Genomic DNA, 19,168 nt, shown 5'->3' with positions numbered 1-19,168 from the left:
CCTTCGCCCCCGCTGGTGAAGACGCCTCTGGCGATCAGGGTCCCGGCCCCCGCGACGCCGATCACGGCCGCGACGGCCAGCGCCGCGCCCATCCACCTCTGCCTGGTACGGCGGCGCCGCCGTACCGAGATCGCGGCCGGCAGGTCGTGCTGCGGCGCGTGCTCGGCCGCCTGCCGCAACGCACGGACCAGGTCCTCCTCAGTCCTCATCACGCTTTCCCCTTTTCGAGCACGCCAGGGCGGACGCGGAGTTTCTCCAGCGCGCGTGCGGCCTGGCTGCGCACGGTGCCCCGTGAGACGCCGAGGATGTCGGCGATCTCCTGGTCGGACAGGTCCTCGTAGTAGCGCAGCACGATCACGACGCGCTGCCTGCGGGGCAGCGCGCGCACCTCGTTCCACAGCTCACCGAAGGAGTGGCTGTCGTGGTAGGAGCCCTCAGGAAGGTCGTCCGTGAGGTGCTCTCTGCGGCGCCTGCGCCACCAGCTGATGTGCTGGCGCGCCATGATCGTGCGCACGTACCCCTCGGGGTTGTCCTTGCTGCGCACGCGCGTCCAGGTGTCGCCGAGCTTGAGCAGGGCTTCCTGCACCAGGTCGGCCGCGTCCTCGGCGTTGCCGGTGAGCACGTAGCCGTACCGCAGCAGGGCCTGCCCCCTGGCGCGGACGAATTCGTCGAACTCCACGTATCCGGGACGCACAGGGCGCTCGAGCTGTTGCAAAGATCTTTACTCGAATCACTCGCGCACGTGTTCGACCGCGCGCTACAGTTCTGGGCAAGCACTCGAACAGAGGTTCGGCCAGGTGGGAGGGGGTGCCATGCTCGTCCAGACACGCCGTAGGTGTTTCTTCCCAACTCTAAGTCGGCCGCTATACCCGGCTATAAAGTCCGAGAGCGTGGACCCTGTGCGCAATCCCTACGCCCCCGGCGCCGGACAGCGCCCGCCCGAGCTCGCCGGGCGTGATCGTGAGCTGCAGCAGTTCGAGGTCGTGCTGGAGCGGGTGGCCCGTGGCCGTCCCGAGCGCAGCATGGTCGTCACCGGTCTGCGCGGCGTCGGCAAGACGGTGCTGCTCAACACGTTCAAGTCCATGGCCATGCAGCGGCTGTGGGGCACCGGCAAGATCGAGGCCAGGCCCGACCAGTCGATCCGCCGTCCGGTCGCCGCCGCGCTCCACATGGCGGTGCGCGAGCTGGCGCCGAGGCATCGCGCGCCCGAGCGCATCGAGGAGTTCCTCGGCGTGCTCAAGGCCTTCGCGATGCGCGACCCCTCCGCGGCCAAGGGCACCTCGCACTGGTCGCCGGGCATCGACGTGCCGGCCAGCAGGGGCCGGGCCGACTCCGGTGACCTGGAGATCGACCTGACCGAGCTGTTCGTCGACGCGGCGGGCGTGGCCACCGACCTCGGGGTGGGCGTGGCGCTGTTCATCGACGAGATGCAGGACGTGCAGGCCGGCGACATCTCCGCGCTCTGCGCGGCCTGCCACGAGCTGTCCCAGACGGGTGGGCCGCTGATCGTCGTCGGCGCCGGCCTGCCCCACCTGCCGAGCGTCCTGTCGGCCAGCAAGAGCTACTCGGAGCGGTTGTTCCGCTACGCGCGCCTCGACAAGCTCGACCGCGACGCGGCCGACATGGCGCTCCTCGTCCCGGCCAGGGAGGAGGGCGTGGAGTTCACCCAGGACGCGCTCGACGCGCTCTACGAGGCGGCCGACGGCTACCCCTACTTCGTGCAGGCGTACGGCAAGGTCGCGTGGGACTACGCGCCGCGTACACCCATCACGCTCGACGACGTCAAGGTGTCCGCGCCCGAGGCGGAGGAGGAGCTGGCGGTCGGTTTCTTCGGCAGCCGTTACGAGCGGGCCACCCCAGCCGAGCGCGACTACATGCACGCCATGGCCGCCATCGGCGACGAACCGGTGGCGACCTCCGACGTGGCCGACGCGCTCGGCCGCAAGCCGTCGAGCCTGTCGCCCGCCCGCGACAGCCTCATCAAGAAGGGGCTCATCTTCTCCGCCGAGCGCGGCCTGATCGCGTTCACGGTGCCACACTTCGGGAGGTTCCTGCGCGCTCAGCCCATCTGACTCTCTCTAGCCGTGTCTAGAGGGGAAGCTAGGCACGGCTAGAGAGGCGCATATCGCTTTGTATAGCGCTCTCTAGCGTCAGGCCGATACGGCCGTATATTCCGGCATGGAGTCCGTGTCGTCCCTGCCGACCACCGCCATGCGCACAACGGGGTGCCGTCCCGTGAGGTAGACGGCGAACACCACGTCGTCCCCGCCCCGGTCGCGGAAGACGAAGAACCGCCAGCACAGCTCGCGCCAGCTGTCGTACGGCTCGGCGGAGAGGAGCCCATCGGCATGCGATCGCCAGGTCGCGCTCGCCTTCAGCTTGGCCAGGCCCGCGCTCTCGAGGGCGGGGCGCTGCTCGCACGGCGCCCGGTGGCGGATCCGGGCGACGGCCTCGTCGAGCTCGGGCGACAGGACGGCCAGCACGGCCACGCCGGCCAGCGTCCACCACGAGATGCCCGACATGCCCGGCACCGGCGCCCAGACCGACATGAGGGCCATCCCGGTCAGCACGACCGTGCGGCTGATCGAGCGCACCCCGACCGGTGCCGAGCTGACCTCGCCGAAGCAGCCACAGCCCGCGTCGGGCCGGCGCCTGCGCAGTTCGAGCAGCACGTAGGTCGACAGCGCGAAGAAGGCGACGGTCCCCCAGCGGAACAGCGGATAGGTCGTGACGAGCAGCCCGGCGGCCAGCACCAGCTCGCCGACGGCGCAGCAGACCAGCGCCGGCTTGCGCAGCGGTCCCGGCACGAGCACGGCGGGCCCGAGCCTGGTCAGCGCGCCGGGTTCGGCGTCGGTGTGCACGGTGGCCAGCTTGGCGACCGTGCCGAGCACCAGCAGCACGATCAGGACCGGCAGTTGCGATTCGAGCATGCGTGTCATCCCCATCCGACCCGGGCGTTGAAGCACCCCTTGGTCAGTTCCCCACCCAGTTCCACGAACGACGACGGCGACAGCTCGGCGAGGCGCCCTCTCGGCGAGGTGCCACACTCGACGCACCGGTCGCAGAACCGTCCGGCCATGCAGCCGCACGCCACGATCGGCACGTTCGCCGCCCTTTCCGTGCAGACATTACGGATATGCAGTAACGAACCAATTGCCAGGTACGGCAGGCCGACGCACGACACCTCCGCGTCGGGACACGCCGCGTCAGAACGCTCCACCATGGGATAGGCCGTTCCGCGTTCGTCGCAGTCGAAGGCGTCGGACCAGGTGGCGGTTCCGTTGATGCGTTGCTGCGCTCCGCCGTACGCGGGGGGAGGGGTCGGTACGGCACGCGCGGGATGGCCGGGCTGCGACGTCGCGGGCAGCAGCGCTTGGCCCACCCCCTGGTCACGGACGCCGATGGCGTCGAAGAGGTAGCCCGGCTCGAGCTGGGGATAGCGGACACGGATACGCCCGGTGGCCCGGTAGGGGATCACCACGCCGCGGCGCCCCCGGTGGGGGCCGCAGTCGAGCTCCACGTGGAGGTCCCGGCGGCCTTCGACGGACAGGATCGCGCCGGTCATGCGGGTGATGTCGGCCCAGATCCGTTCGGCGACCTTCCCGTCACGCAGCGCCCGGATGATAACGGCGGCACCGAGCGGGAGATCGGCCGGCGCCACGTCGACGCCGTGCCACGCCGTCGCCCACGGCGCGATGACCAGCCGCTCCTCCACGCCCTGCTCGGTGTCGACGATGATCAGATGCGGGCTGACGTCGATGATCTGCCCGCTGACCGCGCGGAGGGGCTCACCGCCTTCCGGGTCGGGCCCCGGATGCCGTGTGTCGCGGCCGAGCGCCGCCGCCGCGAGGATCCGGCGGCGTTCCGTGCTGTTCACTCCCCTAGCGTCACATAACTCCCGGCCCTTCCCTGCAGATGAGAGCAAAATACGCATCCTCGGTGGAACGCATGGACAACCGGTGTGTAGCAGACCTTGACTGCCCTTTGCTGTTGGCTAGGCGAATCCTGGATTCTGGTTCAGCCGCAATAGGGGCTCAGGCTGCGATTCTGACCACGATGCAGATTGCCGAGCTGGAAGAGGAGTTCCGCGAGTACGTCAGGTCTCGCGGGCCGGCTCTCCTGCGCGCCGCCCGCCAGCTGACCGGCCATCCCTGCGACGCCGAGGACCTGCTGCAGACCGCACTCACCAAGACCTATCTGGCCTGGGATCGCATCAAAGATCACGCCGCGTTGGATGGATATGTCCGCCGGGCGATGGTCAATATCAACATTTCGCAGTGGCGCAGGCGCAAACTGGACGAGTTTCCCGCCGAGGACCTTCCTGACATCCCCGTGGCGTTCGAGGCCCCCTGCGAATGGGAGGAGTCGCTCGAGGAGGCGGTGAGAGCGCTGCCCGACCGCATGCGCGCCGCGGTCGTGCTGCGCTACTACGAGGACATGACCGAACCGGAGATCGCCAGAACGCTCGGCATCAGCGTCGGCACGGTCAAGAGCACCGTCTCGCGGGCCGTGGCCAAGCTCAGGGGCGAACTATCTGTCCCGGCTCAACCGCCCCCGCGGTCGCGCAGGGATGCACGACGTCCCTGATGATGCGCAGGGTGGCCAGGAACTGGTCGAGCCGCTCCTCGTCGAGTACCCCGGTGAACGACTCCTCGATGTCGGCGAGGTGCTGGGGCAGGATCTCCTGAAGCCTCTGCTCGCCTTTCTCGGTCAGGGCCGCGTAGGAGGCGCGGCGGTCGGTGGCGCACGCCTGGCGCACCACGAGGCCGTCACGCTCCAGCCGGTCGACCACGCGTGTCACGCCGCTCGTGGACAGCCCGGTCTGCGCGGCGAGATCGCCCATCCGCAGGCTCTGCTGCGGCGAGCGGGCCAGCCTGATCAGCGTTCCGAAGTCGACGTCCGACAGCCCGGCCGCGGTGAGCGCAGGGGTCATCCTCGCCACCAGGCCCGCGTGCACCTCCGCCAGCAGGCCGAACGCGGTCAGCCGGGGATCGTCAAAGGGGATCACGTTCATATCGTAGACGACGATAGTTGACGCGCGGAATATTCCTCATGTAGACATCTGTTGAAGCAAACGTCCGCAGCGCAAGGATCTCTACGAGGGAGAACGACAGCCATGAGCACGCGTACCTGGGAAGGCCTCTCCATCCCCGCCGCCGGCACCTACGCCATCGACGTAAACCACACCACCATCGGGTTCGTCGCCAAGCACATGATGGTCAGCAAGGTCCGCGGCACGTTCGAGAAGTTCAACGGCTCCATCACGATCGCCGACAACCCGCTCGAGTCGTCGGCCGAGCTCACCATCGACGCCTCCAGCATCAGCACCAACGCCGCCGACCGCGACAACCACCTGCGCAGCGGCGACTTCCTGGACGCCGAGACGCACCCGGAGCTCACCTTCAAGAGCACCCGCGTCGTCAACCACAAGGGCGACGAGTTCACCGTGCTGGGCGACCTCACCATCCGCGGCGTCACCCGCGAGGTCGAGCTCACCGTCGAGTACGGCGGCGTCGGCACCAACCCGTGGGGCCAGCAGGTCTGGGGCTTCTCCATCGCCACCGAGATCGACCGCGAGGCGTTCGGCCTGACCTGGAACGCCGCGCTGGAGACCGGTGGCGTGCTGGTGGGCAAGAAGATCAAGATCGAGGTGGAGGGCGAGGCGAACCCCGCCGCCTGACCCCCCTTGTCCACAGGCCATTGCGACCTGGGTGAGCCTGTCATCCACAGGATCGAGCACGTTACCCACAGGCGGTGGATAACCTTGGTGACGACCCTCGGGGCAATCACTTTGCCGCACCGCCAGAAGGCCGGTACTCTGTCCTGAGCCAGGTGGCTGTCGGGAGGATTCGCCTAGTCAGGTCTATGGCGCCGCACTGCTAATGCGGTTTGGTGGCAACACCATCCGGGGTTCAAATCCCCGATCCTCCGCGGTAAAGAGGCCCTCCCCGTTTCGACGGGGAGGGCCTTCCTGGTGTCCGGGTGGCAGTTATCCCCAGGGGGCCGAGTCCACGCGGCCGCTCGCGTCCTTCATCCACAGGGTGGCCACGTGTGTACCGCTCGGTGGTGGTGACCCGCGTGTGGCCGAGGACTTCCTGAACCACCCGGATCCTCGATCAGCAGCGTGGCGGCGGTGTGGCGGGCGTCGTGGACTCGGGCATCTCGCACGCCCGCCTGCCGAAGCCATGTCTTCCAGTCCTCCGTGCGCTCGATGGGGCTGCCATGCCGAGTCACGAAGACGAGGTCATGGTCTTCCCAGTGCTCCCCTGCCCGCTTTTTCTCCGCCTCCTGGAGATCGCGATGCGCTTTGAGTTGGCCCAGGAGTTCGGGCGGGCACTGGAGGGTGAGCTTGGCCTTGCCCTTCCAGGAAGACGATCCCGCCACCCGTCCGCTTGGGCACTTGTCCTCGTGACCGGTGCAGTCCTTCTGGCACGGGCGCTTGTAGCAGGCGTGTCCGGGCTTCTGGCAGTCAGGCTTGCAGGTCGAGCGGTGGCTGTGGACCAGGCACCGCTTTTGTCCTCAAGGGCATCGGCGATCTTCCGATCCCGCCCGGAGCGGCGGGCCGAGGACGCACGGGGCAGGGCCGAGGCGCCGGCCGTACAGTGTGGCGATCCGCGCCCAGCGCCCTCGACCTACCAGCGCAGGTGATCAAAATTGGACATTAGTCATCGTGTACCACGTCGGAGCGAATACCAGCAGGGCCAGTGCGACCAGGACCGCGAACGACTGGAGTACGCGTGAGGTGGTGATGATCGCGGGCGCGATGGGCCTCAGCTTCCATCGTCCGACCGCGATGAACGCCGCGACGCCTCCCAGCAAGAGATTCGCAGGCACCAATTCGTATTCGCCGCGCATGATGTGAAAACCAGCCGCGAGGATCATCGTCAGCGTCAGGCCAACGGCAGCGAGCGGCGCCAACTTCGGCTTGACTCCCGTCATCGCCGGCAGGATCAGGCCGACGCCGCCAAGTACCTCAAGGACCCCGATGAAGACGATAAGGGACTGCGGTACCGCAGCGTACCAAGCTACGGCCTGGGGTGCTGCCGCATACAGAGCTTCGTCGTACAACAGCACCTTGCCGAAACCACTGCCAGCAAAGAAGAAGCCCCACAACGCTTGAAGTGACCAAAGTGCACCGTTGAGCGTGAACCTCGTTCCGCGTCCCTTGGACTGCTGCTCGATGTCCTTAACGCCGAGGAGGTTCTCGCTGACGTGCTGGTTCATGTCCTGTCACTACCTTTTCTGATCGAGTTGGCCGCGAAGCTCGCCGGCTTTGTTTGTTCCTTCGCCAGCACGTGGTGATCGGTACGTGGTGACAGGACTCATCCGACCACCGCAGCGCGGTCGCGCGCACCGTCCGTGGGACAGGGTGGGACACGCGAGGCGCGGTCTAGCTGCGGAAACAAGAGTTGTACCGCGACTGCGGGATGGGACGGCCGTGCGGGTATCGAGCGTCCAAGATCAGGTGTCCGGGAGGCTCGTGTCCGCTCCCCAGGTGCAGTTCTCGTTGCGATCCAGCGCCGCCCATGCCGTTCCGGATAGACCGCCCGCACCCGTCGGTCCAGGTCGAACTACTCTGAACGGCCAGGATCCGAGCTGCTCATGCGGTTTGGTGGCAACACCATCCGGCATTCAATCCCCGATCCTCCGCGGTAAAGAGGCCCTCCCCGTTTCGACGGGGAGGGCCTTCCTGGTGTCCGGGTGGCAGCTATCCCCAGGGGGCCGAGTCCATGCGGCCGCTCGCGTCCTTCATCCGCAGGGTGGCGACGTGGGTGTACCGCTCGGCGGTGGTGGCTCATCGCACTCCGGCTTGCAGGTCGAGCGGTGGCTGTGGATAAGGCACCGCTTCTCAGGGCCAGCGGCGCCAATTCTGTCCACAGGCATGTGGATCGTCGCACCGGCGCTTCAACCACGCCCGGTTCTCACCCGTCTCGAAGTCGACGTATTGCCAGCGGAGACCGAGCGCCGCCCCTGCCGGATGCCCAGGCGCGGGCCACGGACCCGCGAGCCGCGTTTCGCTTGGTCCTGGCCGCGGCGAGCATGCGGCGCGCCTCACGGGTCAGCGGTTCGGTCGAGAGCACCAGTCGGGATGGGCTTGGTTTGCCGCCGGACAGCCCGGTCATATAGGAAGCTTGCGTGTGCTAAAAGGTAACAAGGTCGGGCTCAGGGCCCGGCACGAGGACGACATTCCGATCCTGCGGGCCGAGCTCTACGACGACGTGGTCAACGGCTCGCTGCCGTCTCCACGAGTCGAGCATCGAGCACGCGCATGTCGACGCGGGTGGGCCAGGACTCCTCCGTGGTGAAGAGGCCCTCCCCGTTTCGACGGGGAGGGTCTTTCTGGTGTCCGGGTTGCAGGCATCCCCAGAGGGCCGGGTCCATCCGGCCTCGCGCCCTTCATCCACAGGGTTGCGACAGGGGTGTCTTCCAGTCATCCGGGCGCTCGATGGGACTGCCATGCCGAGCCGCGCAGACGACCCAGCGCTCCCCCTCTCTGCCTCCTGGAGATCGCGATGCGCTTCGAGCCGGCCCAAAAGTTCAGGCGGGCATCGAAGGTTTCGCGGAAGATGATCAGGGAGCAGGCGCAGAGCGGCCGAGGCGATCCAAGACCAGGCGCTGCCGTTCCGCTGACAGACTCTGGTCCCGCATGGCCCGATGTAACAGGTCAGAATCGCACCCCTGCGCGCTCATATGGTCGAGGAGGGGTTCGTAACGGTCGGGCCTGTCCCGTAAGAGTTCCGTTGCCAGCCGTAGCTCCAAACGAACCGCAGGAACCTGATGCGAGCCACATGCGATCCACACGTGGTGCTGCCACGGGCCGCGTCCAACGCATTCCATCGCGTCAGAGTCAAGCTGCCTCTCGACGGTACTCATCTCCACCTTGACCCCGTGCACCTCGTACCTGGCGAAGTACTGCGAGGACGCTGGAAGCCACGCGGCAGCATGAAGGCAGGGGAACGAGGCGAGCGCGGCAGCGAACGTGTCCACATCCTCTCGCCGCGCCGCCAGGAGGTCGATGTCCCCGACAGGAAGGCGAACGCCCTGGAGAAGAGCTGCGCTCGTGCCCCCCAGGCGGTAAGTGATGTCAGCACCTGCAGCTCGCACAGTGGTGAGCACCGTGTCCAGCGCCGCAGTGACGTCCGCTACTTGAAGTGACCTTCCACCGTTGTTCATGTCGAGCAGCGTAAGAGCATCAGAATGCGATTCGTCAGTCCTCTCGGGTCACATCAGAGACTCCAGGTCAACGAGTTCAGGAGCGAGCAGGCCGGTTAGCGCAGGTCAATCCACGGTTCTCCACACTCAACGAGGTAGCGAACGGTTCAACACGCCCTCGGACACAGACCCATACTCATATGGACTCGTGAGTCAGAGGGATGAGCAGTTCTAGGCACAGGCCGGCCAAGGTCCATCACCCTAATAGGGTCGTCGTCATGGACGAAAATGATGCCTACATCCACCTTCCCAGCGGCCCCGAACTTCTCTTCGGCGAGATCACCGTATGGGTAGCCTTCCTTCTACCAACCGTCATCTGGCTCACGGTTGTGATGCTGCGCCGGTCGAAATAGAGCACCTGCCCAGACCTCGAGGTCAAGGATGGACGCGACGAGCGACAGCGCACTACTCCGGATAGTCCGTATTTCATTGACAGGTGCGGCACTCCGGTAACCCCACACCGGCCGTCGCTCGAGAAGTCCCGCCTCATCTTGATCAATCTTTATCGAGATGCAGAATTCAGGGCCTACCTGCAGCGGAGATCCCAGGCGCTTCGAGTGCTCGACATGACCAGCAGATCGACGATGACGGCCTGCGTGGCATAGGAGCCCGCGTCCTCTTCCGGGTCATCGAATGGCACCCAGACGTTAACATCGAACCAGGCATAGCTTCCAACAAGGTCAGCGGTTTTCGCCTTTTGATAATACTTCAGCACATCCCTGGCCGATCCATCCGTATGCACGTCGAACCTAATATAGTAAACGCACATATTCGACTCGCCAGAGATCTCTCCCTGTGGTTCACCGAAGCCGAGCTCTGCACCTGATGGCAGCGGATAGCTTAAAACACGATCCATGATGCGCGCCAAATAGTAGTCATGGACCCAGGTCGGCGCCATGGCGACCACGAACAGCAGAGTAAGCGGCGCAATCACTAAGGCTACTTTACGACCCAGTTGCGGCTTCCGGTCGCCTGTTGTGCTTGAGGGCACGCGAGGAAGCTCCTCTTGCGATGCGATTGACATGGCCGACATCGTGTCTCGGATGCGACTACCAGATCAAGGGCGACTACGCACCCCGCCGGAACGGCGAACATCACCGAGATCACGCCGCTCGTAGTGACGTTTACCCCGTTGCGGTTGTCGTTGCAATCCAGTGCCTCCCCATTCCGTTCTGGTTGAACCGACCACGCCCGATGGTCTTGAAGCGATGGGCATCGGCAAGATCAGAGCTGCTCATGCGGTTCGGTGGCGACACCGTCCGGGGTTCACCTCCCCGGTCCTCCACAGATAGAAGGCCCTCACCCGTTCGCCTTTCTGGTGTCTGGGTTGCCGTTGTCCCCAGGGGGAATGAGCGCCCGGTCTCGGCTGACGCCGATGAGGATGTTCTCGTCATCCCAGGAGGGGATCGAGGGCTCAACGTACGAGGTCTCCCTCGCCGATCCCATAGGCCGGATACAGAATGAGCACCTCAAGATCGGTTCGGGTCATCGGCCCCATCGTGGGGGGGCACGGGGGACGACCGTGCATGTGTCCGCCGGGGTGCGATCAGGCTGGGGTCTGGTCCGGCAGCGTGGTGTCGCATCGCCGATGGCGCGGTGACACGCGGCGTTCGGTGGCGTCGATGTAGTCGTGGAGGGTCTGGCGGGAGCGGGCGAGCGTGTCGATGTGCTCGTCCAGTCCGTGCAGGCGTGCCCGCAGGGTGTCCAGGAGTTCGGGGCAGGGCTCGAGGTCGGGGCCCGCGCCGGTGGCGCAGGGCAGCATGTACCCGATCTCCTGCGTCGACAGTCCGGCTTCGAGCAGCCTCCTGATCTGGGTCACGGTCAGGACGGCGTCGTCGGCGTACTCGCGGTAGCCGCTGGTGCCGCGTCCGGGCTTGAGCAAGCCCTGGGCCTCGTAGTAACGCAGCTGATGCGCGTGGACTCCGGTCCGCCGGCTCAACTCCCCGATCAACACCCCACACGCCCCCTTGACCTTCATATCGGCATGAACGTTGAGGATTCTGCCATCACCGCCAACTGGGAGACCGCCGAGTGGGCGGTACGGCAGGGCGGCGACTACCTCGACGGCGCGATCATGACCGTTCCCGCGGCCATCGGCACGGCGGACGCCGTCATCCTCTACAGCGGGTCGCGGCCGGCCTTCGACCTGCACGAGCCGGCCCTGAGGAGCCTCGGCGCAGGGACGACGTACCTGGGTGCCGGGCCACGCTCGAGGTCACCAGCCCGGACGGCCGGGCGTGGGCCACCGCCGAGGGCGTCGCGACACTCACCGGGCCGGACACCGACCCCCACGGTCCCGAGGTCGAGGCGCTGGTCGGCTACTACCGCCGCGCCGCCGGGGAACACCCGGACTGGGACGAGTACCGGTCGGTGATGGTGTCCGACCGCCGGGTGCTCATGACCATGACGGTCGACCACGTGTACGGCGCCGAGATCCGCTGACCGCGCTCCGACACTCCCCCGTCGTCGGCCGGTCCTGGTGATGGGGGCACCCGGGGGCAGCGGTCAGAGGGCGAGCCGGTACCGCTGTTCGAGCCGGCCGCTGCGCGGGTGCGGGGTGGCCTCGCCGTACGGGAGCCAGCCGAGCCCCTCGTAGAGCTTGACGGCCCGACGATTGTCCACGTACACGGCCAGCTCGGCCTGGGCGAATCCGGCGGCGGGAAGGCGGTCGGGAAGCGCCGACATCAGACGCCGGCCGACGCCCTGACCCCAGCTGCCGGGGTGCACGCCGAGGTAGCGGACCTCGGCGGTCGACTCGTCCGCCGGCACGGGCTCGACCGCGGCGAACCCCACGATCCGGTCGTCGGCACCGAGCGCGACGAACAGCAGCGACCTGGGCGAGCTGTCGACCACCGCCTGGATGACGGGCCGGGCGAGGCTCAGCGGCGCGACCTCGTCGTCGCCGTCGCGGGCGGCCGTCGTTTCGGCCCAGATGGTGGCCGCCTCGTCGATGTGCCGTCCATGGCCGGCCACCTGCACGCGTACGTTGGTCACCGGGCCCAGTGTGCCGACGCCGGCTCCGGGTGGCGACCGGATTTCGGGCGCCGCGCTCAGGCCGGCGCCATGGCGGGCCCGACCGCACGACAAGCTCAAGGAGCGCGTGATGACCGATGACTGGACAGTCCGGCGGCTGATCTACACCACCCTGGCCGACACCGGGCGCGCCCCCTCTCCGGCCGAGCTCGCCGCGCACGCCGGCATCGGCGACGACCAGGTCCGGGCGAGCCTGCGACGGCTGCACGACGGCCACATGATCGTGCTGGGGCCGTACGGCGACGCCGTCCGGATGGCCCATCCGTTCTCGGCCGCCCCGATGGGGTTCGTGGTCGCCCCGGCCGAGCCGTACGACGACCGGCTCTGGTGGGGCGGCTGCACCTGGGACTCCTTCGGCATCAGCGCCGCGCTCAAGCTCGACGTCGTCATCGACACCCGGTGTCCCGGCTGCGCTACGGCCCTGCGCTACGAGGTGGGCCCGGGCCGGCCGCCTGGCGAGGACTGGGTGGCGCACATCCCGCGACCGGCCCGCCAGTGGTGGGACGATGTCGTGGACACCTGCACCCATATCCGTACCTTCTGCTCACCCGACCACCTGGCGGACTGGGCGGGCCGTACCCGGCGACCGATCGGCCAGGCCGTCCCGGTCCGCGCCCTCTGGGCGCTCGCCCAGCCCTGGTACGGCGACCGCCTCGACCCGGGCTACCGCCCACGCCCGATCGCCGCGTCCCAGCGTCTCCTCTCCGAGCACGGCTTCGACGGCGACTTCTGGAGGCTTCCGGCCTAGCGCAGTGCGCATATCCTCGATTTGTGAAGATCGGGGGCATCGTGGCGGGCGCGCTCGTGCTCGGGTCGGGATTCGGTGCGGCGGTCTCCCTCCTCAACGCCGTCTCCTCCTCTTACGCGGCGATCGGGAGCCGGATCGCGGGCACGGGGTGGGCGGCTGCCGCGGAGGTCGCCAGTCTGCTCCTCGACTCCGGCTGGGCCTGGGCCGGGCTGGCGGTCGCCGCAGGCTGGTCGGCCACGGCACGTACGGCAGGCGTCCGCGCGGCGGCCCGTGGAACAGCCACGGCACGTACGGCAGGCGGTCCCGCGGCGACCCATGGAACGGATACAGCAGGCGACCCCGCGGCGACCCGTGGAACGGATACGGCGAGCGGCCCCGCGGCGACCCGTGGGGCAGGGACGGCGGGCGGTCGTGCGATGGCTCGTGGGGCGGTCGCCGGGGTGCTGACCCTGATCGCGGCCACGGCGGCCTACTACTGCCTCGACTCCGTCCTCCGTGACGAACCGCTGTCGTGGTACTGGCCGGAGACGGTCCGGTGGTGGGTGGCGAGCGTGCTCTTCGGAACGCCGCTGGGCGCGGTGGGCGCGAGCATCCGGCGCCCCGGCCTCGCCGGTCTTCTCGCGAAGCTGACCGTGCCGGTCGGCGCGGCCGTCCAGATGGTCGTGCTCCCGCCCCGGGAGAGCGACCTGATCGCGACCCCGCTCGTCGTGTGGGCCGCGGCCGCCATGGCCATCGGGTTCTCCGTCGTCTGGTTCGTCCGAACGGCGGCCCGACGGCCCACGCCATGACGTAGAACCGCCGTGTCAGGGAGCGTCGCCGCTTCCCGCAGAGGGGGGAAGCTTGCCCCGCCACGGCAGGAGTACGGCGCTGCCGGCGCAGAGCACCCCGGCGACCAGGAGCGACGAGCGGCTGGTCCACAGGGTCGCGACAACGCCGCCCACGGCGATGGCAAGCGGTTGAACCGTCCTGGCCCCTACCGACCAGGCGGTCCCGACGCGGATCATGAGGCGCTCCGGAGTGACGTCCATGCGGCAGGCGGCGAAGATCGGGTTGAAGATCCCCGCGCACAGCAGCAGGAAGAAGTCCGCCGTGGTGATGAGGAGAACGGCCTGCGGTCCGGTGCCGACGAAGGCCATCGGGATCCTCCAGATCGTTCTTTCTCGCCCGGCCCCGAGGTCTCCGGTGAGCTGGCCCGCACCACGAACCATGGCCGCCGCCGCTGACACCGGCCTGACGGCGCGCTCGCAGGCGCTCACAGCCCCTATCAAGAACCATCGTTCACGTACGCATCGCCGGCGACCCACCCGCCGTTCACCCGGACCGGCCTGAAACCGTCACGATCCGCTGCCAGGATGCGCACGGCTGGTACGACGTGTCGATCACCTGCCCTGAGGCCCCCCACCTCCTCCGCCGCCTCATGGGCCACATCGAGAACGGCGCTTTCAGCATGTCCGAACGAAGCACCCCAGGAAGGTGTCCCCCATGTGCCGCAATGCCGCTCACTCCCATGAGCATGCCCACGACGTTCCCGAAGGCACGGCCGCGTTCGCGGACCTGTCGGTGCCGGAGAACGAGCTGTCGCCCGGCGACCTCAGCCGACGCCGCTTCCTGCTGAACAGCGGCCTGCTCGGCGCCGCCACCCTGGGGGTGACCGCCCTGGGCGGGCTCGCCGCCGCGCGCCCCGCCGCCGCCTCCACCGGGGGCTCGCGCTACTACCAGTGGCTCGCCGGCGACCACCACGTGCACACGCAGTACAGCTACGACGGCATGTACACCATCGAGCAGCAGGCCGCGGGCGCCATCAAGCACGGCCGCGTGGACTGGCTGGTCATCACCGACCACGGGCACGCCGCGCACGAGAAGTTCGCGGTCGAGTCCACCTACGCCGACATCGTCGCCTCCCGCGCCAGGCATCCGGAGCTGCTGCTGTGGCAGGGGCTGGAGTGGAACGTCCCCGGAGGGGAGCACGCCACGGTGTTCTTCGACGGAGCCCGCAACGAGATCCAGCTGCTGCGCGCGTTCGAGCGGCTCTTCGACTCCAGGATCAACGGCACCGGCGCGAGCACCCCGGCCAACGAGGCCAAGGCCCTGGAGGCGCTCGGCTGGCTCGAGACCGCCCTGCGGACCGGCTCGGCCGACTCCGCCCTGTTCCTGATCAACCACGTGATGCGGCGTGGCCGGTTCTCGCCGCGCGACCTGCGGGCCTTCCGCGACGCGGCCCCGAACGTCGCGGTCGGCATGGAGGGCGCGCCCGGCGCCCAGAACGAGCCCAGGGCCCGCGGCGACTTCAACAACACGGCGGACGCGAACTCGTGGACCGGCTGGCGGCCCGAGCACTATCCCACCTATGGCGGCTTCGACTCGATGACCGGCATCCTGGGCGGCATGTGGGACTCGATGCTCGCCGAGGGCAAGGGCTGGTGGATCACCGCCAACTCCGACGGCCACTTCTACAACAACGACACGACCGTCGAGCCCGAGCGGCCCGGCGACTGGTACGACCAGCACGGGAAGTACCCGGACCCGATCGACGGAGGCGTCCCGATCAGGCACGCCGACTTCTGGCCAGGCCAGTTCAGCAGGACCGTCGTCGGCGCGGCCTCGCGCAGCCACGGCGCGGTCATGGAGGCACTCAAGGCCGGTCGTGTCTGGGTGTCGATGGGCGGGCTGATCGACGGCCTGCACGTCGACGCGCACGCCCCAGGCAACGCCCCGGTCACCCTCGGCGGCCGGTTGTCGGTGCGCCGCGGCGACGACGTCACCGTCACCATCTCCGTCGACCTGGCGGGTCGCCCCAACGCCAATGACGACGTGCCCCGTCTGGCCAGACTGGACCTGATCCGGGGAGCCGTCACGGGTTCCGCCGCGGACCCTGACACCTTCACCGCCCCGGACGTGCGGATCGTCGAGTCGTTCACGCCGCGCGGCAGAGGCCGGGTCGCCGAGTTCCACTACAGGTTCCGCGACGTCCGTGAGCCGTTCTACTTCCGGCTGCGCGGCACCGACGGCAAGCGCAGCGCGGCCGGGGGCCTTGAGCCGGCCGCCGACACGGGTCCCAACGAGAACCCCTGGAACGACCTGTGGTTCTACGCCAACCCGGTCTTCGTGGACGTGCTGTGACCGCTCGACCGGTGCCCGCCTGGTTCGCCGACGCCGATGCCCCGGGTGACGCTGGCCCGAGCACCAGGCCGGGAAGTGAGCCAGGACGTCGCCGCTACTCGCGGGAGGCCACCGCGTCCGACGGGCGCCGGCGGAGCACGAGCCTGGCGGGGACGACCGTGGCCGCCAGGGCCAGGACGGCCGCCGCCGCGATCACGCAGGCGTAGGTCACTGGTGCGATGGACGGCACCGCCGAGCCGGTCATGCCCAGGCTGAAGGCCGACAGGGTGATCAGCGCGATCGCGGTTCCGGCGACCGCCGCGATCAGTACCGCGGCCAGCGTCTCGATCTTGAGCATCCGCAGCACCTGCCGTCGGGTCGTGCCGACCAGGCGCAGCAGGGCCAGTTCGCGGGAGCGTTCGGAGGTGGACATGGCCAGGGTGTTCACCATCGCGATCATGGTGAACGCGATGATCAGGCCCATCGCCACGTAGTTCACCTCGGCGTTGGCCGGCTGGGCACCGATCTGCTGCTCGACGTGCTGCTTGAGCAGGGGGTACGGCAGGTGCAGGTCGCCGAAGGCCAGGCCGCGGCTGTAGACGGCGCTCACGGTCAGCGTGACGGGTGTGCCGTCGCCCAGCGTCATCGTCACCTCGTCGCCGGGCCGCACCCGCAGCCGCTCGGCGGCGGTGGCGCTCACGGCCAGCTTGGCCGGGTCCAGGCCGCCCGCGACCACGCCCAGGTCCAGGGTGGGCCGCTGGGCGGCCTGCGCGCTGTACTTCTCCAGCCCGACGCGGACCGACGTGCGCAGGATCTCGGTCGGGGCTTTGGTTCCCGCTTCGGCCTGCGCCTGGGCGGCGTTCTGCATCGTGGTCTGGACGAACAGGATGGTGCAGGTCATCGCGATCATCAGGGCCATCGGCACGACCACGGAGGCCAGCCGCCGGGTGTTGGCGCGCAGGCTCCTGGCGGCCAGGTAGCCGCTCGTGCGGCCCAGCCGCAGCGGGACGTCCAGGACGGCGACGGCGGCACGGGCCACCAGCGGGCCGAGGACGCTGAGCGCGAACACCCAGGTCAGCGCGGTCAGCATGGTCACCGGGCTGGAGGCGGCCTCGACGCTGAGGCCGGACAGGACCGCGGTCAGCGTCACCGCGCCGGCCAGCATGACCAGGCCGAGCGCGATGCGGATCCACGGCAGGCGCGCGGTGGGCCGGGCGGCCTCGCCGAGCGCCTCGACCGGGCGGATCCGCGCGGTACGGCGGGCCGACAGCCGCGCCGCCGCCCATGCCGCGGCGACGGTGGCCAGGAGGGCGGCGGCGATCGGGAACGGGCTGACGACCAGGTGGAGGTTGTCAGGCATCGCGCCGAGCCGGACGAACTGGGCACGCAGCCAGAACCCCAGCCCCACGCCGGCCAGCGCGCCCAGCGCCCCGGCCACCGCGCTGACCATCAGTGCCTCGCCGCCGATGAGCGTGCGCACCTGCTTGGGCGTGGCCGCGACCGCCCGCAGCAGGGCCAGTTCGCGCTGGCGTTGCTGGATCGACAGGGCGAAGGTGCCCACCACGACGAGGATCGCCACCAGCAGCGAGGTGCCGCCCAGCGCGCCGCCCAGGGAGACCAGCTTGACCCGGGCCTGCTCGGCGTTGAGGAACTCGACCGGCCCGCGCTCGTCGCCGGTGTAGGCCAGCGCGTCCTTCATGGCGGGCAGCCGTACGGCGGGGAAGACCCCGATGGCGCTGACCTTGCCCTCGTGACCGGCCAGCCGCCGCGCCTCGGCGGTGTCGAAGAAGACGGTGTCCTGGCTGGGCAGCGCCTGCGCGGTCACGCCGACGACGGTGTAGGCGCCGAGCCGCTCGCCCGGCGCCAGCGCGGACCGGGCGTCGACGACGATCTCCTTCGGCCCCGAGGGCGCCTGGCCCCGCGCGATCGTGAACGGGGTCAGCGCGGCAGACTCCCAGCCGTGCCCGACGGCCCCGCGGAACGGGAAGGTCACCTCGGCGATCACCTTGTCCACGCCCGGGACCCGCTCCAGCCGCGCCACCAGGGCGGCGGGGATCCACCGCCGGTCGGCCAGCGGCTTGGCCTTCTCCTTGGTCTCGCCGTCGCCCTTGTCGACGGTCTCGCGGACGAACTGGTCACCGGCGACGACCAGCGGGGTGCCCGCCCACCTCTCGGTGGCCACCTTCCCGCGCAGCCCGGTCTCCAGCAGCATGCCGCAGGCGCAGACCAGCGCGGCGGCGCAGAACAGGGCCAGGAACGCCCCGGCGAAGGCGGCCTTGCGGTGCCGCAGCGACTTCAGCGCGAAGGACATCATCAGACCCACGCCCCCAGGTGCGTCATGCGGGCGGCGACCTTGTCGGCGGTCGGCGCCGCCATGGTGTCGACGATCCGGCCGTCGGCGAGGAAGAGCACGATGTCGGCGTACGAGGCCGCCACCGGGTCGTGGGTGACCATCACGACGGTCTGGCCCATCGTGGAGACCACTTCGCGCAGCAGGCGGAGCACGTCACGGGCGGTCATGGTGTCCAGCGCGCCGGTCGGCTCGTCGCCGAAGACCACCTCCGGCCGGGTCGCCAGCGCGCGGGCGATCGCCACCCGCTGCTGCTGGCCGCCGGACAGCTCGCTGGGCCGGTGCTTGGCGCGGCCCTCCAGCCCGACACGCTTCAGGATCTCGGCCACCCAGGCGCGGTCCTCCTTCACCCCGGCCAGGCGCAGCGGCAGCGTGACGTTCTCCATCACGTTCAGCGAGGAGACCAGGTTGAACATCTGGAACACGAAACCGACCCGCTGCCTGCGCAGCTCCGTCAGCTCCTTCTCCCCCATGCCCGACAGCTCGGTGCCGCCGAGCCGTACCGAACCCGAGCTGGGCACGTCCAGCCCGGCCGCGCAGTGCAGGAAGGTGCTCTTGCCCGAGCCGGAGGGGCCCATCACGGCGGTGAAACTGCCCCGCGGGATGGACACCGTCACCTCGCGCAGGGCGGCGACCGCGCTCTGGCCCCTGCCGTAGACCTTGCTCACGTTCTCGAGTCTCACCACGTCCGTCATGGCTTCCACTCTGCTGAGCTGCGCCTTCGC

The 19,168-nt window shown here is 68.9% G+C and carries 20 protein-coding genes and 1 tRNA gene; 9 read left to right on the top strand and 12 right to left on the bottom strand.

Features of this window, described 5'->3' with window-relative positions:
* The coding region (locus ABZX22_RS33655) for a hypothetical protein (RefSeq protein ID WP_354917105.1) at positions 1 to 209 on the bottom strand (209 nt) is incomplete at its 3' end.
* On the bottom strand, positions 209 to 679 hold the full coding sequence (locus ABZX22_RS33650) for a SigE family RNA polymerase sigma factor (RefSeq protein WP_354917102.1): 471 nt from the start codon (positions 677 to 679) through the stop codon (positions 209 to 211). The genes ABZX22_RS33650 and ABZX22_RS33655, both read right to left, overlap by 1 nt.
* Positions 680 to 890: 211 nt before the next feature.
* On the opposite strand from ABZX22_RS33650, the gene ABZX22_RS33645 reads away from it, so the two are divergent.
* Positions 891 to 2,072, top strand: coding sequence for an ATP-binding protein (locus ABZX22_RS33645; RefSeq protein ID WP_354917099.1), 1,182 nt, complete (start codon positions 891 to 893; stop codon positions 2,070 to 2,072).
* Positions 2,073 to 2,150: 78 nt separating this feature from the next.
* Here the strand turns inward: ABZX22_RS33645 and ABZX22_RS33640 are convergent, their stop codons facing one another.
* Positions 2,151 to 2,930 (bottom strand): MauE/DoxX family redox-associated membrane protein, encoded by a 780-nt coding sequence (locus ABZX22_RS33640; RefSeq protein ID WP_354917096.1) that lies wholly within the window; start codon positions 2,928 to 2,930, stop codon positions 2,151 to 2,153.
* A gap of 5 nt (positions 2,931 to 2,935) precedes the next feature.
* Positions 2,936 to 3,877 (bottom strand): hypothetical protein, encoded by a 942-nt coding sequence (locus ABZX22_RS33635; RefSeq protein WP_354917093.1) that lies wholly within the window; start codon positions 3,875 to 3,877, stop codon positions 2,936 to 2,938.
* 179 nt (positions 3,878 to 4,056) lie between these two features.
* Between ABZX22_RS33635 and ABZX22_RS33630 the strand changes: the two genes are divergently transcribed.
* Positions 4,057 to 4,587, top strand: a complete 531-nt coding sequence (locus ABZX22_RS33630; RefSeq protein ID WP_354917090.1) for a SigE family RNA polymerase sigma factor — start codon at positions 4,057 to 4,059, stop codon at positions 4,585 to 4,587.
* Here ABZX22_RS33630 and ABZX22_RS33625 read toward each other — a convergent pair.
* Complete coding sequence (locus ABZX22_RS33625) at positions 4,520 to 5,014, bottom strand: MarR family transcriptional regulator (RefSeq protein ID WP_354917087.1); 495 nt, start codon at positions 5,012 to 5,014, stop codon at positions 4,520 to 4,522. The two genes, ABZX22_RS33630 and ABZX22_RS33625, sit on opposite strands and share 68 nt — an antisense overlap.
* A 102-nt stretch (positions 5,015 to 5,116) precedes the next feature.
* Between ABZX22_RS33625 and ABZX22_RS33620 the strand changes: the two genes are divergently transcribed.
* Together ABZX22_RS33620 and ABZX22_RS33615 are read left to right on the top strand one after the other, a co-directional pair.
* On the top strand, positions 5,117 to 5,680 hold the full coding sequence (locus tag ABZX22_RS33620) for a YceI family protein (protein ID WP_354917084.1): 564 nt from the start codon (positions 5,117 to 5,119) through the stop codon (positions 5,678 to 5,680).
* Between the two features lie 162 nt (positions 5,681 to 5,842).
* Positions 5,843 to 5,931: transfer RNA gene (locus ABZX22_RS33615), tRNA-Ser, on the top strand.
* A gap of 717 nt (positions 5,932 to 6,648) precedes the next feature.
* Here the strand turns inward: ABZX22_RS33615 and ABZX22_RS33610 are convergent.
* Entirely contained in the window at positions 6,649 to 7,224 is a 576-nt protein-coding gene (locus tag ABZX22_RS33610) for a DoxX family protein (protein ID WP_354917081.1), read from the bottom strand.
* Positions 7,225 to 9,431: 2,207 nt separating this feature from the next.
* Between ABZX22_RS33610 and ABZX22_RS33605 the strand changes: the two genes are divergently transcribed.
* Positions 9,432 to 9,566 carry a hypothetical protein gene (locus tag ABZX22_RS33605; RefSeq protein ID WP_354917078.1) on the top strand — a complete coding sequence of 45 codons (135 nt, stop codon included), beginning with the start codon at positions 9,432 to 9,434 and terminating at the stop codon, positions 9,564 to 9,566.
* A 173-nt stretch (positions 9,567 to 9,739) separates the two neighbouring features.
* Here the strand turns inward: ABZX22_RS33605 and ABZX22_RS33600 are convergent, their stop codons facing one another.
* Together ABZX22_RS33600 and ABZX22_RS33595 are read right to left on the bottom strand one after the other, a co-directional pair.
* Entirely contained in the window at positions 9,740 to 10,237 is a 498-nt protein-coding gene (locus tag ABZX22_RS33600) for a hypothetical protein (RefSeq protein WP_354917075.1), read from the bottom strand.
* 522 nt (positions 10,238 to 10,759) lie between these two features.
* Positions 10,760 to 11,152 (bottom strand): MerR family transcriptional regulator, encoded by a 393-nt coding sequence (locus ABZX22_RS33595; RefSeq protein WP_354917073.1) that lies wholly within the window; start codon positions 11,150 to 11,152, stop codon positions 10,760 to 10,762.
* A gap of 92 nt (positions 11,153 to 11,244) precedes the next feature.
* Between ABZX22_RS33595 and ABZX22_RS33590 the strand changes: the two genes are divergently transcribed.
* Positions 11,245 to 11,655, top strand: coding sequence for a hypothetical protein (locus ABZX22_RS33590; RefSeq protein ID WP_354917070.1), 411 nt, complete (start codon positions 11,245 to 11,247; stop codon positions 11,653 to 11,655).
* 63 nt (positions 11,656 to 11,718) lie between these two features.
* On the opposite strand, the gene ABZX22_RS33585 is transcribed toward ABZX22_RS33590, so the two are convergent.
* Positions 11,719 to 12,207 carry a GNAT family N-acetyltransferase gene (locus ABZX22_RS33585; protein WP_354917067.1) on the bottom strand — a complete coding sequence of 163 codons (489 nt, stop codon included), beginning with the start codon at positions 12,205 to 12,207 and terminating at the stop codon, positions 11,719 to 11,721.
* Positions 12,208 to 12,316: 109 nt separating this feature from the next.
* On the opposite strand from ABZX22_RS33585, the gene merB reads away from it, so the two are divergent.
* Complete coding sequence (gene merB, locus ABZX22_RS33580; protein WP_354917064.1) at positions 12,317 to 12,994, top strand: organomercurial lyase; 678 nt, start codon at positions 12,317 to 12,319, stop codon at positions 12,992 to 12,994.
* Positions 12,995 to 13,017: 23 nt separating this feature from the next.
* The gene (locus tag ABZX22_RS33575; protein ID WP_354917061.1) at positions 13,018 to 13,782 is read left to right on the top strand and encodes a hypothetical protein; all 765 of its coding nucleotides are present in this window, start codon (positions 13,018 to 13,020) and stop codon (positions 13,780 to 13,782) included.
* A gap of 15 nt (positions 13,783 to 13,797) precedes the next feature.
* Here ABZX22_RS33575 and ABZX22_RS33570 read toward each other — a convergent pair whose 3' ends face one another.
* On the bottom strand, positions 13,798 to 14,130 hold the full coding sequence (locus tag ABZX22_RS33570) for a hypothetical protein (RefSeq protein WP_354917058.1): 333 nt from the start codon (positions 14,128 to 14,130) through the stop codon (positions 13,798 to 13,800).
* Positions 14,131 to 14,476: 346 nt separating this feature from the next.
* Here ABZX22_RS33570 and ABZX22_RS33565 point away from each other — a divergent pair, with 346 nt between their 5' ends.
* Positions 14,477 to 16,114: a PHP domain-containing protein gene (locus ABZX22_RS33565; RefSeq protein ID WP_354917055.1), complete on the top strand. Its 1,638-nt coding sequence runs from the start codon at positions 14,477 to 14,479 to the stop codon at positions 16,112 to 16,114.
* A gap of 94 nt (positions 16,115 to 16,208) precedes the next feature.
* Here the strand turns inward: ABZX22_RS33565 and ABZX22_RS33560 are convergent, their stop codons facing one another.
* The gene (locus ABZX22_RS33560) at positions 16,209 to 18,407 is read right to left on the bottom strand and encodes an FtsX-like permease family protein (RefSeq protein ID WP_354917111.1); all 2,199 of its coding nucleotides are present in this window, start codon (positions 18,405 to 18,407) and stop codon (positions 16,209 to 16,211) included.
* Positions 18,407 to 19,138 (bottom strand): ABC transporter ATP-binding protein, encoded by a 732-nt coding sequence (locus ABZX22_RS33555; protein WP_354917053.1) that lies wholly within the window; start codon positions 19,136 to 19,138, stop codon positions 18,407 to 18,409. The genes ABZX22_RS33560 and ABZX22_RS33555 overlap by 1 nt, the downstream gene beginning before the upstream one ends.
* Between the last annotated feature and the right edge of the window lie 30 nt (positions 19,139 to 19,168).

This window comes from Nonomuraea sp. NPDC003804, assembly GCF_040610675.1.
Taxonomy (GTDB): domain Bacteria; phylum Actinomycetota; class Actinomycetes; order Streptosporangiales; family Streptosporangiaceae; genus Nonomuraea.
The sequence above is the reverse complement of the archived record's forward strand: the minus strand, read 5'-3'. Positions and strand labels throughout refer to the sequence as shown.

Coding starts and splice junctions, on each gene's coding strand:
- ABZX22_RS33640 (WP_354917096.1), bottom strand. CDS start 2,930: ATGCTCGAATCGCAACTGCCGGTCCTGATCGTGCTGCTGGTGCTCGGC.
- ABZX22_RS33630 (WP_354917090.1), top strand. CDS start 4,057: ATGCAGATTGCCGAGCTGGAAGAGGAGTTCCGCGAGTACGTCAGGTCT.
- ABZX22_RS33625 (WP_354917087.1), bottom strand. CDS start 5,014: ATGAACGTGATCCCCTTTGACGATCCCCGGCTGACCGCGTTCGGCCTG.
- ABZX22_RS33620 (WP_354917084.1), top strand. CDS start 5,117: ATGAGCACGCGTACCTGGGAAGGCCTCTCCATCCCCGCCGCCGGCACC.
- ABZX22_RS33610 (WP_354917081.1), bottom strand. CDS start 7,224: ATGAACCAGCACGTCAGCGAGAACCTCCTCGGCGTTAAGGACATCGAG.
- ABZX22_RS33605 (WP_354917078.1), top strand. CDS start 9,432: ATGGACGAAAATGATGCCTACATCCACCTTCCCAGCGGCCCCGAACTT.
- ABZX22_RS33600 (WP_354917075.1), bottom strand. CDS start 10,237: ATGTCAATCGCATCGCAAGAGGAGCTTCCTCGCGTGCCCTCAAGCACA.
- merB (WP_354917064.1), top strand. CDS start 12,317: ATGACCGATGACTGGACAGTCCGGCGGCTGATCTACACCACCCTGGCC.
- ABZX22_RS33570 (WP_354917058.1), bottom strand. CDS start 14,130: ATGGCCTTCGTCGGCACCGGACCGCAGGCCGTTCTCCTCATCACCACG.
- ABZX22_RS33565 (WP_354917055.1), top strand. CDS start 14,477: ATGTGCCGCAATGCCGCTCACTCCCATGAGCATGCCCACGACGTTCCC.
- ABZX22_RS33560 (WP_354917111.1), bottom strand. CDS start 18,407: ATGATGTCCTTCGCGCTGAAGTCGCTGCGGCACCGCAAGGCCGCCTTC.
- ABZX22_RS33555 (WP_354917053.1), bottom strand. CDS start 19,138: ATGACGGACGTGGTGAGACTCGAGAACGTGAGCAAGGTCTACGGCAGG.